The following is a 14,039-nucleotide window of genomic DNA, read 5'->3' on the forward strand; positions in this document are numbered from 1 at the left end:
CAGTAATTTTTCTCCTCCCATAATTCTTCGGGAACTTCTACTTCAATCATGCCGGCCCCTTCACAGGTAACGGAGCAATCGTATTCCAGCTCCCTGCCGTCCCTAACCAAATATGCGCTTTTTACTTTATTGCCCACATTCAGCAATTCAATACGGCGCCTGGGCTCCAGGACATGTACAAATAACTTATAATCCTTCTGTGTAAACTGCGCCCACTCTAATTCGTAAGCATAGAAGTCCACTCTTCTGGTTTCAAAGATACTGTCCGCATTATCCTGAACATATTTTCCAACTTCGTCCAGGATCGCGATACTTTCATCCGGAACATGCCCGGTTGCATCGGGACCGATATTCAAAAGGTAATTGCCTCCCCTGCTGGTTACTTTCAGCAGCAGACGGATAATGTCATCCGGGTTCTTCCAGTTATGGTCATCCTTGTTAAATCCCCAGGTATCGTTTAATGTAGCCGGCAGCTCCCAGTCGCCCTCATACGGCAGCCTGGGTATAAAATTATCACCTGTGGTCATGTATTCACCCAGTTCATTACCAATTCTGCCGCTGACAATACAATTTGGCTGTATGGATTTTACTAAATCCACCAGGGATTTACTCTGTTCCGGCGTGGTCTCCATGGGGGTATCAAACCAGATCAGTGCAATATCCCCGTAACCGGTTAGTATTTCCGTAAGCTGTGGTTTTACCTTAGTATCCAGATAGTGCTGGTAATCTTTATGGGAATTATCCTTTAAATACATCAAACCATTGGGATCATGCCAGTCCTGCGCCTGAGAATAATACAGACCAAGCTTCATATCATATTTGTCACATGCATCTTTTAGCTCTCTTAAAATATCTTTTTTGTAAGGCGTTGCCTTTACGATATTGTAATCACTGCATTTGGAGTCATACATGGCAAACCCTTCATGATGTTTGGATGTAAATACAATATACTTCATGCCCCAGCTCTTTGCCTTTTTTACAATTTCCTCTGCATTAAAATTTACCGGATTGAATTGTTTTGCCAGCTTTTCATACTCACTGACCGGTATATCCAGATGATTCATAATCCATTCTGCAATTCGGTCTGTCTTCTTTCCTTCGTATTCACCGGCTAAAACAGCATATAATCCCCAATGGATAAACAATCCAAATTTCGCATCTTTAAACCATTGCTGTTTTGTATCTTTCATTTTCAAATTCTCCTTTATGAAATAATTTTCAAAACCGACTCCCTCTCCTTAAATGTGGTGGGAAGCTTTAAATTCTTAGGGAAATCCGTATAATCCCCTTCCATTCTCTTTAATACTAATTCCACGCACTTGCGGGCAATCATTTCTATGGGCTGCCTGACTGAAGTAAGACTGGGACGTGACATAATGGAAAACTCCATGTCATCAAACGTAACCAGTGACAAATCACGTGGAATTTCAATATTCAGATTGTGCACCGCCGTCATGGCACCCAGGCACATATTATAATTGGAAACAAATACAGCCGTAGGCCTTTTCTTCAGCTTCCAGATTTTCTGCATGCATTTATATCCGGATTCAAAAGTAAAATCACCTTTTTCGATGTATTCCTTCGGCACGGGGATGTCATAATCCTCCATTGCCCGCAGAAAACCTTTCATCCGGTCTTTGGCTGTAAACCGTTCCGGTATCTTCTCACTGGTTCCGGATAAAATGGCGATCTGCCGGTGACCCTGTCCAATTAAGTATTCTACCGCTGCGTAAGTGCCCGCAGCTGAATTGGACATAACGCTGTCGCAGGGCGTGTGCTGACTTAAGCAATCCGCCAGCACAACCGGGATCTTCCGTTCTCTGGCTGAAACAAAAAAATCCACTTCACTGTGCATTGCATAACTGAAAATGATTCCATCCACTTGTTTATCCGTGAGAAATTTAACTGCCCGCTGTGCTTCCTGAGCATTTCCTCTGTGGCAGCAAAGCAGCAGAGAATACCCCTTTTCTTTTAAAATCTTTTCTATATGTGCCGTAATTTTTGCAAGGAACTGGCTTTCCAGGGAATCGATTGCAATCCCCACGGTATAGGTCTTGGCACTTCTTAAGCCCCTGGCTGCGTTGTTCGGCTGATACCCCAGCTTTTGGATTGCTGCTTCTATAACCACCCTGTTCCGGGGTTTTACATTTCCTCCGTTCATATATTTGGAAATCGTTGAAATCGCTAAATTTGTTTCTCTTGCTACATCTTTAATTGTTACTGCCATCGTTCTCACCCACATGTAATTTTCTTTATATATTTTGAAAGTCTCAAAAGGACTCTGTCCAGACATCTGTTTAACCATAATATTATCACAGTCTATCTGAACCAACAACTATAAAGTGAATTACACAGGTGTGCCCGCTTAATACTGAAGCTCTATCATACAATGGCCTTTTATTTCCGGAACCGTAAATTCTGTTCTGCCCTCCCTGTTGTGAAATTTAAGCTCAGTTCCTTCCGGCACAAGGCGTACCGATTTGATGTCTTCCGGCAAATTTAAGGAGTACCGGATCTGATATAACGGAATGATATCTTCGATTGTGAATAGTTCTTCCGAAACTTTTAGCGGTATATAATGAAGTCCGTGGAGCACATACCGGTTCTCTTGTTCCTGAATATTCACTGCGCTGAGTAAAGAGGTCGGCCCGCTATGTTTTAACAGGGGATTTTTAAGTACCAGCTCTAAGATATCTTTTACAATTTCTTTGCACCATCTGGGATGCTTCTTATAATAGGTAGTAAAGACGGGATGCATCATATAAATGCAGGATTCGGTCTGAACTACCGCCGGGGAGCCTTTCTTATGGGAAGAGGGTGTATGCCGGTGGGAACAAAAATGCTCCCAGGTTCTGTTAAAATATGGAATGCAGGTTTCTGCCAGTACGGTTCCTGCTACTGCTTCCACCTGGGCCCCCTTGTAGTACATGACGTGTTCCGTCTTAGGGAGCGCCTTGCCTATCTGTTCAGTTGGCATGATGAAGTCCGGGCATAAAGATGTCTCTCCCAGATAATGTACGCCTAATTCTTCAATGGCAAACTCTTCCTCTGAGAAGGAAAGCCCCGATTTGTAACTGGCTATGACCTTGCCCCCATTTGCAATAAATCCTTTTATTTTTTCTGACAGCCCGGTATTGCATAGTATGGTATCCGGTAAAATCAGTACTTTATACCCTGCAAGCTCCGAGCGGTCATCCACAATATCCAACTGATACCCCAGCTCATCCAGCATGATACATGCCCCATTTACCTCATCGGGAACAGATCCTCCCGGTCCTGTATGCTCCTTCAGACACTCACTTGTAAATACCGCAATGTCGGTCACAGCTTTTGCTTTTTTACACCAGGGCTCCTTCTTTTCCACTTCACGATACACACTGCCGATCAGATCATACACCGCCTCTGACATTTTCCCATCCGGATCCAGCTGATCTCCGATTAGGCACTTTGAATTATATGCCAGCATCCGGAAACATTCATATTCCAATGCTTCCTTATTCTTAAAGGAGTGGAAATCGCCCCATTCCGTATGGAATTTTCCTGTGTGCGCCAGATAATCCATGCCCGTAGTTCTGGCAAAACGCACCGTATTCATAAAATGGGAATAGCCCCATTGTCCGCTGGGAAGGGATTCCAATTCCCAATGTGTATAGGCATCCCTGGCATCTACCGAAACCGCATTAATATGCCCTGCGTTATAGAAGATGGTAACATCCGATTTCAGGCTTCTGATATAAGCAGTCATATCTTCTTTAAAATCCTGCATGGTCTTTCTGGCAAACAGCATCCGGTCTTCCTTTTTGTCAGGGCGGTAACCTTCTGCCTCCATCTTCGCTGCACAATGCCTGCAGGAACAGTCAACAGGATTCACGATATCCAGGAATAATCCGTCAATCCTCTCCGGTGTCAAAACCTCAAATACATCCAGAATCTGTTCTTTTAAAAACTGTCTGTAGGGCGAATTGACACACAGGGTTCTGTAAAACCCGGCTTCATATACATTTGCAGGCTTATCATCCTGGCAAAAATCCTTCAGGCTTCCATCTGCATTTAAGCATACCCAGTCCGGATGGTTCATCCCGGAGTAATAATCCCACTGTACCGTAGTATAAACGGGTACCTTTATGCCTCTTTTGTGGCAGGCATCAATCTGCTGGATTAACAAATCTTTATTTACCAGACCGGGATGCACCAGTTCCGGAAATCTGCCCGAATCATAATACAGCATACCATGATGGCATCTGGAGAAACAGGTAACCGAGTTTACCCTTGCCTCAGCCAGTGTATCTGCAAATTTTTCCGCATCAAATGCGGCTCCCACCCCCATTATCTTTTCACTGGTGTGAAAATCCATATGGATCTGGCGAAATCTTAATTCTTCCATATATAACCTCCTGTCAGCCTTTGACCGCTCCGGTCAGCATCCCTTCCTGTACTTTTTCATGGAATAAAATATAAATGATAATCATTGGCAGAACCGCAACAATAATACAGGCAAAAATCGGACCTAACTGCTGCTGGTAACCGCCGGAAAACGCAAGCATGGCTCTGGATACGGTATACTTACTTTGATCCGTCAATAAAACCATGGCAAATATTAATTCTCCATATCCATATATAAATGCCAGAATTGCCTCTGTGGAAATAATCGGTACCGACACAGGTGTCAGTACCCGGAACAACAATTGAAAATCACTGCAGCCATCAATAATTGCCGCTTCATCCAGTTCCTTATCCACCCCGTCCAGATATCCCGTAAACAGAAATATCGCCTGTGAGAGGTTAAATGCCACATATACCAGAATGATAAACCAGTAAGAATTCTTTCCCCCAATACCGGTAGCCAGACTGGAAATGGGTATGATAGTACAATGCACCGGTACCATAACTCCTACAATAAACAGACTGTATACCGCTATTCTTAACTTAAATTTTTTTCTGGACAGTACGTATGCCGCCAGCATGCCTACCACGGTTACAATCAAAGTTGATGTAACTCCAAAAAAAATTGAATTTACTACTGCTTTCCCGATATTTGCACTGGAGAATGCAGCAGCATAATTGGACCACAGCCATTTTTCAGGAAGCTTAAACATCCCTAGATTGATTCCCTGATTGTCTTTTACAGATGACAGAAAGGTGATGATCAGAGGAAAGATCGTCATGACTGCCCAGAAAACTGCAAATAAATAAATGATCAATTTACCGACTTTTCTTTTCATTATCTTCCTCCTAATCTTCTTTTTTAAATGCCCTGTTAACCAGCAGACTCAGCACAACACCCAGAATCAAAAGTATGACACCGATGGCACTGCTGTTGCCGAAAAATTTAAACGTAAATGCCTGATTATAAAGTAAAGTAGCCGGAGTTTCAGAAGAATGGTTTGGTCCGCCCTTGGTCATAGCCCAAATAAGGTCAAATGCTTTCAAACATCCGGTAATACAAAGGACTGAAAATATCTTAAAGGATTCTTTGGATAGTGGAATGGAGATGTGAAGAATCTTTTTCCATCCTGTACAGCCATCCAGTTCCGCAGCTTCATAGAGTGACTGGGGGATAGAGACCAGCCCCGCCGCAAAAATCAGCATATTGTAACCCGCATACATCCATTCATTTACCAGTACAACACTCCATATATTTAAAGTAGGAGTGGACAGCCATTCACGGCACCAGGATTCAAGTCCCAGGAAACGCAGTATCTCATTTAATGCACCATAAGATGGATTCAATATGTATACCCACATCAGGGCAACTGCTGTAGTAGAAAGCATTACCGGCATAAAGAATGCTGTCTTCATTAATTTTGTAGCCCTTAGTTTAGACGTAATCAACAATGCCAGTCCAAAAGATAACGGCATTAAAACCACGAAACCGCCAATAATAAAATAAAATGAATTCAGCATTGCGTTCCAGAAGCTTTGGCTGCCCAGAACTTTTACAAAATTTGACAGGCCCACAAATTTCTTAGGTGCTCCCCAGATCCCTTTCCAGCTTACAAAAGATAAATAGATCGTATTGCAGACCGGATAAACGATCAGACTGAAAAAAATGATCAGTGCCGGAAGCAGGAAAATGGTTATGATAATCCGATCTTTTATTTTCTTTTTTTTCTGCGTCACGAATCCCTCTCCTTTCTCTTTAAAATCAAGCCGCCCGCAAACATTTGAATCATATACTTCTTTGCTTACGGGCAGCTATCTATTTACCTGTTTACTGATAATTTTCTATATTGTCTACAATTTCTTTTCCGCATTGTTCCGGGGTATTACCCATTGCCAGTCCCTGAAGTGCGTTACGAACGGTATCCAGCATATGGGATTCCGGGTCAGAATTTTGAATATCCGTACACATATTTTTATAATTACCTACAATTTTCTGTACCTCATCCAGCAGCGGATTTGCAGGCGTATTTGCCGTAGCAGTAAATTTTGCAGGATACAGAACTGCTGCTGCTTCATTATTACCTGCAAAGTAATCCTGGGATGTCATAAATTTCACAAATTCTACGGATGCCTGAATCTCTTCCTCCGATTTATTCAGTTTAGACACAAACCACATATCAGAAGCGCCGCCCTGGGCATCGTCTTTGTATTTTTCATCTATGTACGGGAATGGTACCACGCCAGTCTTATCATAGATATCTGTACCAAAGATTTCGGAACCATACCAGGAACCGTCCCATCTCATTGCACATTCTCCAGCGGCAAAGGTGGATTTTTCCGTATTGTAATCTGTATTTAAAATATCATCTCCAAGATATCCCTTTTCTACCATGTCAGAAATCAGTTGATAGGTTTTTAACATTTCGGGACTGTCGTATGCCAATGATCTGTCTGCCAGCTTTTTAGCAGCATCTGCTCCCAGGGATTTGATTACGATATTATTGTGGAAATGTCCCAGGCGGAAGACATCCTTTTCACCTGCCTGGAATGGCCGGATGCCTGCTGTTTTCAGTTTTTCACACACACTCATCAAATCATCCCAGCTCTGTGGAGGCGTTAATCCCTGTGCTTCAAAAATTTCTTTATTATAATACAAGGACACTACATAAGATTTAAAAGGAACACCCCAGATGCCTTCGTATCCCTTATCCGTATAATCCAGATCTTTAAACATGGTAGGATAGAAACTGTCATACCACTCTTTGTCCTCGTCAAAGTATGGCTGCATATTAACCAGTGCGTCAGATTCCAGATAATCTAAGGTTCTGGATCCTCCGTATTCAATAAATACATTGGGTGTATCTCCATTTGCAAAAGAAGTTCTAAGCTTATCCAGATAATCTGATTCGGTAGGGATATTATCCATAACTACCTTGATCCCATTATCCATGTCACTGAATTCCTGGACTTTTTGACGGTAAAATTCCTCATCCGGTACATCCGCTCCATAGCGCGTAGCAACTGTTAAAGTAATTTCATCACCACTCTTAGCATCTTCTTTTGCTGCGGTATCTTTCATCTCCGTGTCTTTCGATTCCGTATCATTGGATGCTGCCGTATCCTTGGCAGCAGCCTGAGTAGATGTTTCTTTGTTTTCTGTGGTTCCCGAACCCTGACTGTTCCCACAAGCGGCAAGTGATAAAACCATCGTTCCTGTTAACAAACATGCTAATAATCTTCTTTTCATTTTGTTTCTCCTCTCACTTTTTAAAACCAGGTTAATATGTTCTTGAGCGAAACGTTTCGTTTTTGTAATTACATAATAATATTATTTATTCATTATGTCAATATATTTTTGGTTATTTTTTACATTATTTTTTCTTTAATTCGTATTTATACCAACATTTATATTTTAATTATAGCGAAACGTTTCGTATAATTGACTATAATTATTGATTTTATTTATAATTATGATATAATATTATTCAATTCCACGAATCAAAAAACAAAGGAGGTTTGTAAAATGAGTTGTACGATCAAGGATATAGCCAAAGACACCAGCCTATCCCTGTCTACTATTTCAAAATATCTGAATGGGAAAAATATCATACCCGAGAACCGGGAAAAAATAGAAAAAAGCATAAAAAAATTAGGCTATACGCCTAATAAAACTGCACAAATGCTGCGTGCACGAAAAACCAACACCATCTGTATTCTGATTCCCGTAATCGGGGATTATTTTTGGGGTACTCTTTGTTCTTACATTGAAGAATATGTGCAAAAATACAACTATTCCACCATCGTCAGCTCTTATGATCCCAAAGCAGATGAAAATGCTGACGTAATCCGCCTATTACTGAGCAATCAAGTAGACGGTGTCATTTTAATTCCAGAAAATGTTGCACATTTGCATTTGATCCAGTCCATCGCCCAAAACCACATACCTCTGGTATATCTGGACCAGGTTGTGGCAGATCCACCTGGTGATTCCGTCACTTCTACCAACCGCAAAAGTGCTTATGAGGCAACCGAATACCTTATTGCAAAAGGGCACTGCTGCCTGGGTGTAATTGGAGGAATCATGGACAGTTATACGATCAGCGAGCGCATACAGGGTTTTTACGATGCCTGTGACAAACACCATATTCCCTTTCCCTGCCGCATTGTTATGGGCGGTGACTTTTCACCCCATTCCGGTGCCGTGCAGTTTCGCCGTATGATGGAGCAGTCTCCCCGCCCTACCGCCATATTGATTCTGGGCTATATATCCACACTGGGTGTCATTATGGAATTGAATACTCTTGGTATCACCATTCCCAATGACCTGTCTATCCTGACCTTTGACGACGATGAAATTTTCTCAGCTTTTGAGCCGCCCATTACGGCAATTGTGCAAAACCTCCAGGAAATGGGCAAGCAGGCAGCAAAACTTCTTCTAAAACGGATCAATGGATGTGAGACAAATTTCCCCGTATTAAAAATGATCGACACAAGCTTTATTGAACGGAAATCGGTACGTGAAATGAATCCGCTTTAGCAGTGGATAACACAGAGTGTTAAAAAGCTATTTTAAACACGGGCTAAAATATTAGCCGCACTTAAGGATTTTTGCAGTATTGCCCCCACAACAAAGGCAAGCACTATGGATATTATGTCTTTAATCAGATACGGAACGGAAACCAGTACGGCAGATGACCAAAATGACATATTCATCAGCAGCATAAATTGCAGGATGCCTAAGATATGGCAGATCAGCAATCCACAAGCGGCAAGTAAGCCGCCAAGTACACGCTTTTTTATGCCTGCAGCCAGCCCGCACAAAAGTGCCAGGAAAATAAATCCAAAGATAAATCCACCGGTTTTGCCGAATAGGATCCCAGGTCCCCCAGCCAATCCGGAAAATACAGGGACACCTACGCCTCCAAGTACAATATAGATTACCGTTGCCATGGTTCCTCTTTTCCATCCCAGTACGCACCCGGTCAAAGCCACTGCAAATGTCTGCATTGTTACCGGCACACCTGATGGCATGGGGATTGATATCTGGGATAATACAGCCAAAATGGCAGCAAACATGCCCACGAAAACGACTGATTGTGTTTTTATATTATTTTTCTTGTTCATAAGGTTCCTTTCATTGTAAACTAATATGTAAATTTTGTTGACAATACGATTATAAACGAAGGCACAGACATTGTCAACCTTTCATTACATAAAGTTAACAACGGCTGTGCCTCACCAAAATCTTATTCCCATCCCTTACATACGTCAACCCATTCTTTTGCCTTTGCATATTCCTCCAGCTGGGAGCAGGTAAGCTCAATGGCACTGTTGCTGCTGCCACACGCCGGGAAGACGGTATCAAACCTTTTTAAGGATTCATCCAGATAGATCTGAGCGGACTGGGGCACTGCAAAAGGACAGACACCCCCTATGGCATGACCTACCAGATCTTCCACCTCTTCCGGTGCCAGCATCTTAGCCTTCATACCAAAAAAGCCCTTAAACTTACTGTTGTCAATCTTCGTATCTCCCGCCGTCACAATTAATACAGCGTGATCACCGGATTTGCTTTTGAACGAAAGTGTTTTTGCAATCCGCGCAGGTTCTACCCCCACTGCCTGTGCCGCCAGCTCCACGGTCGCACTGGACGTCTCAAACTCCATTACTTTATCTTCCATATCAAATTCTTTCAGATATGCCTTCACTTTATCAATTGCCATGATATGCTCCTTTTCTGATTGTGATTTTACTTTACCTGCATGTATTACATTTTAAAACTACCTCTAATTATAATCAGATTGTAGTAAATATTCAATCCTATGTTTATAAGAAGATATCCTGGGATTTGCAGCAACGAAAAAAAGCCCGGTAATCAAATACCAGGCTTTTTTCCGACAAGGTTTAAATTAAGGTTTTTACAAACTCTTTAGAAGGACTAGGAATGACTGCATAATCCAGTACAAGACCCTCTTCTTTTATTAAAGCAACAGCAGAGCTTACAGATTCTGTAACTGCAGATACTGTTCCTGTTAATAACACATATGATTTACCGCACATACCTCTTGCAATTCTGATTTCAAAGAGATCTACTTCTGCGGTTTTTGCTGCGTGATCCGCAGCTACAATAGCCGATGCTCCGGTAAAGGTTTCAATTACCCCTAAAGCCTGAACATCCTGGATATCTGCTGTGCAGTTAAGTGCTTTAAATACGGATTCGTGCGGGTTGCCCAGCACGAAGCTGTCAATCATGCTTTCCGGATACTCTTTTTTAGCAGCATCTGCGGAAACTTTGATTGCACTTAGATCGCCGGTAAATAAGATAATGAATTTACCCGGGCAAACTGTTTGAGCCTGAATCAGCTCAACATCAGCTGTTTTCACAATAAGGTCTGCCGCCTTAATACCTGTGGAAACAGTTCTATATTCCACCATTCCAATTGCTCTCATCGTTCTCATCTCCATTATGATTTAATGCTGATAAAGTTATCAGTAACTGCCGTAACTTTTCCGGCAATACTTGCATGTAAACAGGTTCCTAAAGCGCCTTCCGGCGGTGCAGCTATTTGTTGTCCGACAGCCACTTCATCTCCCACCTTTACAGATGGTACACAAGGTGCGCCAATGTTCTGGCGAAGCATTAATTTTACTTCGTTAATTTCAATCGGACAGCCTTTCATCGGTGCCGGGATATCAAATTTAGCCAGACCAAGCCTGAGCATCAGACGGTGTTCCGGAACTTTCCGTTCCTCACGCAGACTGCTTGCCACGCCTTTTCCTGCTTTATCCGGTATCTTCACACCTTTACTTCTAAGGCCTGTTTTATATGCATCCAGTAATCTTCTTGGAGATAAATCCTGATGACAAGAATACAGTTCACATAATCCGCATGAACAACAGAAGTAAGAGTTCAGAAACGGTTCTACGTTATACGTAGTTCCATTTGCAATCGCTCTCATAAATTCATGAGGTTTGATGGACTGACCAAGCAAATTTCTAGGACATAAGCTAGTACACATGGAGCATTGTGAACAGACAGACATTGCATTTCTAAGATCTAACTTATTACTTCTCTGTCTTTTTACAACTGGCGGACAGGTAGGAGGCAATACCAGGATTGCCTTTGTAGTCTTCGTTACAATATCTCTTGCTGAACAGATGCGTCCCGTCATAGGACCACCCATAATCATCACATAGTCTTCTGTGGAAAATCCACCTGCCATGTCTACCAGTTCTTTAACCGTAATACCAATCGGTACTTCTACCGTAAGCGGACTGTTTACCAAACCTGCTACTGTCACAAATTTCGTAACAACATTGGTATCGCTTGTTACTTTGCGATACAGGTTCAATACCGTTTCCACATTTACAACAACACACCCAACCAGAATCGGAATCTTACCCTGAGGTACGATTTTTCCTGTGGTTTCATAAATTAATACGACTTCATCTCCTGCCGGATAGATGTCCGGTAAAATATGAAGGCGGAGTTTATTATAATTAACAATACAACTGTTCACGGCCTCAATAGAAGCAGTGTAGGACTTTTTCACAGCGATGATTCCTTCATTGGCACCTAACGTATCGACAAGCATCTGCATGCCCGAAAGTATTTCGTTTATGTAATCACTCATGAGCTGTCGGTCAACCTTGATTAAAGGTTCACATTCTGCACAGTTCAAAATGATTGTCTCTGCCTGGTCTGAAAGTTTTGCATGAGTTGGGAAACCTGCTCCGCCAGCTCCTACAACACCGCCATCGAATAAAGCCTTTTTCATATCTACCATATTCATTGCGTCCACTCCAACCTATTCTACTATGACTATTTTTTGCGGGTCATCTACAATACCTACAATACATGCATCAATCGGAGAATCCGGATCACCACAGCCAAGCCGCGCAGAACTACCTGTCGTCACCAGCACGATATCACCGATACCGGCTCCTACGTTATCCACGGCAACAAGACGGCTACTGTTATCAGTTTTCATCTTTTCCATTGGATCTACGATCAGGAATTTGCTTCCCACAAGATCATTATTCTTTCTTGTACAAATTACCGTTCCAACTACTTTGCCTATAATCATGCTTTCCTCCTGTGTCGCGTTATATGCGACATTCGTCGCGCTTTCTGCGACATCGTTGCACTCGCTGCGTCATTTGTCGCACTTGCTATTTAATTAAAATTCCCATTTCTTTACCGATGCCTAAGCCATTTGCTTCATCGGTATCTATATGCATCTCTAATGTAAATGTATCATGTACTCTGATTACAACATCTTCAAAAACACCGCCACGTCCGCTGTCAAAACGAACTTTCACAACCTGTTTGTCTTTTACGCCATATCTGGCTGCATCTGCCGGTGACATATGAATATGTCTTTTTGCAACAATACATCCTTCTTTCAAATATACAACACCTTTTGGACCAACCATTGCAATTGGTGCGGAGCCTGCAAGATCCCCTGACTGGCGAACCGGCGGGTTTAATCCCAGACGTATCGCATCTGTCTTGGCAACTTCAACCTGAGACTGGCTTCTCTCCGGTCCTAAAACTCTGACATTTTCAATTGCTCTTAATTTTGTTCCAACGATGGTTACACACTCCTGAGCTGCGAACTGCCCGCCCATGAGTTCTTTTTTCTTATTTAACTGATAACCCTTACCAAATAAGGTTTCTACATCTTCTCTGCTAAGATGCACATGTCTTGCAGAAATTCCAATAGGAATCTCATCAGCCGGGTTATATACATCAACACTATTTTTTAACTGCTTAGCTACTAACCTTGCAATCTCATCTACTAATTGTTGTTCCTGCATTTTTTCGGTCCCTCTCTTCATGGGGTTATTCAATTCATAGAGCATCCTGGACACAGCTACCATATCCACTATTTTGGATTTCAAAAAATCACATCCTGACTTATAAAGTCAACTGCATGCCTCTTCACAGTCATAATCTCGTCCGTAAAGAAAGCATGCAATATCAAATGTCTATTTGCCCGGGCATGCGCCTGATGGACATACCTGCGGTAGTTTGTTTATTAAAACTGTGGAAGGATCTTTTCTACGTCAGTATGTGGTCTTGGGATTACATGAACAGCGATTACTTCGCCTAATCTTCCAGCAGAAGCGCTTCCAGCTTCAACAGCTGCTTTTACTGCTCCAACATCTCCACGAACCATAACACTTACAAGACCGGAACCGATTTTTTCTGTTCCTACTAAAACTACATTAGCTGCTTTTAACATAGCATCTGCTGCTTCGATTGAAGCAATAAGTCCTCTTGTTTCTATCATTCCTAATGCCTGAAGTTCCATTCTGATATCCTCCTTAATCACTGGTTTTGCTGCCGGTGGGGCAGCATTCGCATTTTTGCGGGTTGTTCTTGGTTTTCTTTTTGCAGGAGCTTTCGCAGCTGCAGATTTTACATTCTTTTCATCGGCCATATCTTTTACCTCGATTTATCCTGAAGTATTAGAATCCGTCTGCAACAGATTTTAATCTTCCTGTAGAAACTTATATTTCTTTCTACTGATTTCTACAAGGTTCATTGTTTCTTCATGTGGATTTGCTATCACTGCAGATGCCACAATATTGCCCACTGCACTTCTCTTTGCAGACTCTATCGCTTCCGTTACTGCAGAAACATTGCCTTG

14 protein-coding genes are annotated in these 14,039 nt (G+C 42.2%); 1 reads left to right on the top strand and 13 read right to left on the bottom strand.

Translation table 11 applies throughout. The features are described from left to right. The 6 genes from ACH2DQ_RS15960 to ACH2DQ_RS15985 form a co-directional block, all read right to left on the bottom strand. Window positions 1–1,190 (bottom strand): alpha-L-fucosidase (locus ACH2DQ_RS15960; protein ID WP_395027400.1); only part of this gene is annotated, 1,190 nt, incomplete at its 3' end. Between the two features lie 14 nt (window positions 1,191–1,204). Further along, window positions 1,205–2,227 (bottom strand): LacI family DNA-binding transcriptional regulator, encoded by a 1,023-nt coding sequence (locus tag ACH2DQ_RS15965; RefSeq protein WP_394912437.1) that lies wholly within the window; start codon window positions 2,225–2,227, stop codon window positions 1,205–1,207. Between the two features lie 138 nt (window positions 2,228–2,365). Beyond that, complete coding sequence (locus ACH2DQ_RS15970) at window positions 2,366–4,384, bottom strand: alpha-amylase family protein (protein WP_394912438.1); 2,019 nt, start codon at window positions 4,382–4,384, stop codon at window positions 2,366–2,368. A 13-nt stretch (window positions 4,385–4,397) separates the two neighbouring features. Then, on the bottom strand, window positions 4,398–5,222 hold the full coding sequence (locus ACH2DQ_RS15975) for a carbohydrate ABC transporter permease (protein WP_395027403.1): 825 nt from the start codon (window positions 5,220–5,222) through the stop codon (window positions 4,398–4,400). Window positions 5,223–5,232: 10 nt separating this feature from the next. Next, window positions 5,233–6,120, bottom strand: a complete 888-nt coding sequence (locus tag ACH2DQ_RS15980) for a carbohydrate ABC transporter permease (protein WP_394912440.1) — start codon at window positions 6,118–6,120, stop codon at window positions 5,233–5,235. 91 nt (window positions 6,121–6,211) lie between these two features. After that, a complete protein-coding gene (locus ACH2DQ_RS15985; RefSeq protein ID WP_394912441.1) occupies window positions 6,212–7,630 on the bottom strand; it encodes an ABC transporter substrate-binding protein in 1,419 nt (472 codons plus the stop codon). A gap of 276 nt (window positions 7,631–7,906) precedes the next feature. Here ACH2DQ_RS15985 and ACH2DQ_RS15990 point away from each other — a divergent pair, with 276 nt between their 5' ends. Beyond that, on the top strand, window positions 7,907–8,920 hold the full coding sequence (locus ACH2DQ_RS15990) for a LacI family DNA-binding transcriptional regulator (protein ID WP_394912442.1): 1,014 nt from the start codon (window positions 7,907–7,909) through the stop codon (window positions 8,918–8,920). A 32-nt stretch (window positions 8,921–8,952) separates the two neighbouring features. Here ACH2DQ_RS15990 and ACH2DQ_RS15995 read toward each other — a convergent pair whose 3' ends face one another. The 7 genes from ACH2DQ_RS15995 to ACH2DQ_RS16025 form a co-directional block, all read right to left on the bottom strand. Beyond that, a complete protein-coding gene (locus tag ACH2DQ_RS15995; protein WP_394912443.1) occupies window positions 8,953–9,507 on the bottom strand; it encodes a biotin transporter BioY in 555 nt (184 codons plus the stop codon). A gap of 122 nt (window positions 9,508–9,629) precedes the next feature. Then, complete coding sequence (locus ACH2DQ_RS16000; RefSeq protein ID WP_394912444.1) at window positions 9,630–10,106, bottom strand: YbaK/EbsC family protein; 477 nt, start codon at window positions 10,104–10,106, stop codon at window positions 9,630–9,632. 181 nt (window positions 10,107–10,287) lie between these two features. Further along, entirely contained in the window at window positions 10,288–10,833 is a 546-nt protein-coding gene (locus ACH2DQ_RS16005; RefSeq protein WP_394912445.1) for a BMC domain-containing protein, read from the bottom strand. 14 nt (window positions 10,834–10,847) lie between these two features. After that, the gene (locus ACH2DQ_RS16010; protein WP_394912446.1) at window positions 10,848–12,176 is read right to left on the bottom strand and encodes an SLBB domain-containing protein; all 1,329 of its coding nucleotides are present in this window, start codon (window positions 12,174–12,176) and stop codon (window positions 10,848–10,850) included. A 15-nt stretch (window positions 12,177–12,191) separates the two neighbouring features. Then, entirely contained in the window at window positions 12,192–12,470 is a 279-nt protein-coding gene (locus tag ACH2DQ_RS16015; protein WP_394912447.1) for a EutN/CcmL family microcompartment protein, read from the bottom strand. Window positions 12,471–12,555: 85 nt separating this feature from the next. After that, window positions 12,556–13,287, bottom strand: a complete 732-nt coding sequence (locus ACH2DQ_RS16020; protein ID WP_394912448.1) for a phosphate propanoyltransferase — start codon at window positions 13,285–13,287, stop codon at window positions 12,556–12,558. A gap of 137 nt (window positions 13,288–13,424) precedes the next feature. Next, the gene (locus ACH2DQ_RS16025) at window positions 13,425–13,700 is read right to left on the bottom strand and encodes a BMC domain-containing protein (protein ID WP_027293697.1); all 276 of its coding nucleotides are present in this window, start codon (window positions 13,698–13,700) and stop codon (window positions 13,425–13,427) included. Window positions 13,701–14,039 lie beyond the last annotated feature (339 nt).

It is taken from the genome of Robinsoniella sp., from assembly GCF_034124845.1.

Bases quoted from the DNA above. Each gene is read 5' to 3' on its own strand.
- ACH2DQ_RS15990 (WP_394912442.1), top strand. From the start codon at position 7,907: ATGAGTTGTACGATCAAGGATATAGCCAAAGACACCAGCCTATCCCTG.
- ACH2DQ_RS15975 (WP_395027403.1), bottom strand. From the start codon at position 5,222: ATGAAAAGAAAAGTCGGTAAATTGATCATTTATTTATTTGCAGTTTTC.
- ACH2DQ_RS15985 (WP_394912441.1), bottom strand. From the start codon at position 7,630: ATGAAAAGAAGATTATTAGCATGTTTGTTAACAGGAACGATGGTTTTA.
- ACH2DQ_RS15970 (WP_394912438.1), bottom strand. From the start codon at position 4,384: ATGGAAGAATTAAGATTTCGCCAGATCCATATGGATTTTCACACCAGT.
- ACH2DQ_RS16025 (WP_027293697.1), bottom strand. From the start codon at position 13,700: ATGGAACTTCAGGCATTAGGAATGATAGAAACAAGAGGACTTATTGCT.
- ACH2DQ_RS16000 (WP_394912444.1), bottom strand. From the start codon at position 10,106: ATGGCAATTGATAAAGTGAAGGCATATCTGAAAGAATTTGATATGGAA.
- ACH2DQ_RS16015 (WP_394912447.1), bottom strand. From the start codon at position 12,470: ATGATTATAGGCAAAGTAGTTGGAACGGTAATTTGTACAAGAAAGAAT.
- ACH2DQ_RS15995 (WP_394912443.1), bottom strand. From the start codon at position 9,507: ATGAACAAGAAAAATAATATAAAAACACAATCAGTCGTTTTCGTGGGC.
- ACH2DQ_RS15965 (WP_394912437.1), bottom strand. From the start codon at position 2,227: ATGGCAGTAACAATTAAAGATGTAGCAAGAGAAACAAATTTAGCGATT.
- ACH2DQ_RS16010 (WP_394912446.1), bottom strand. From the start codon at position 12,176: ATGAATATGGTAGATATGAAAAAGGCTTTATTCGATGGCGGTGTTGTA.
- ACH2DQ_RS16005 (WP_394912445.1), bottom strand. From the start codon at position 10,833: ATGAGAGCAATTGGAATGGTGGAATATAGAACTGTTTCCACAGGTATT.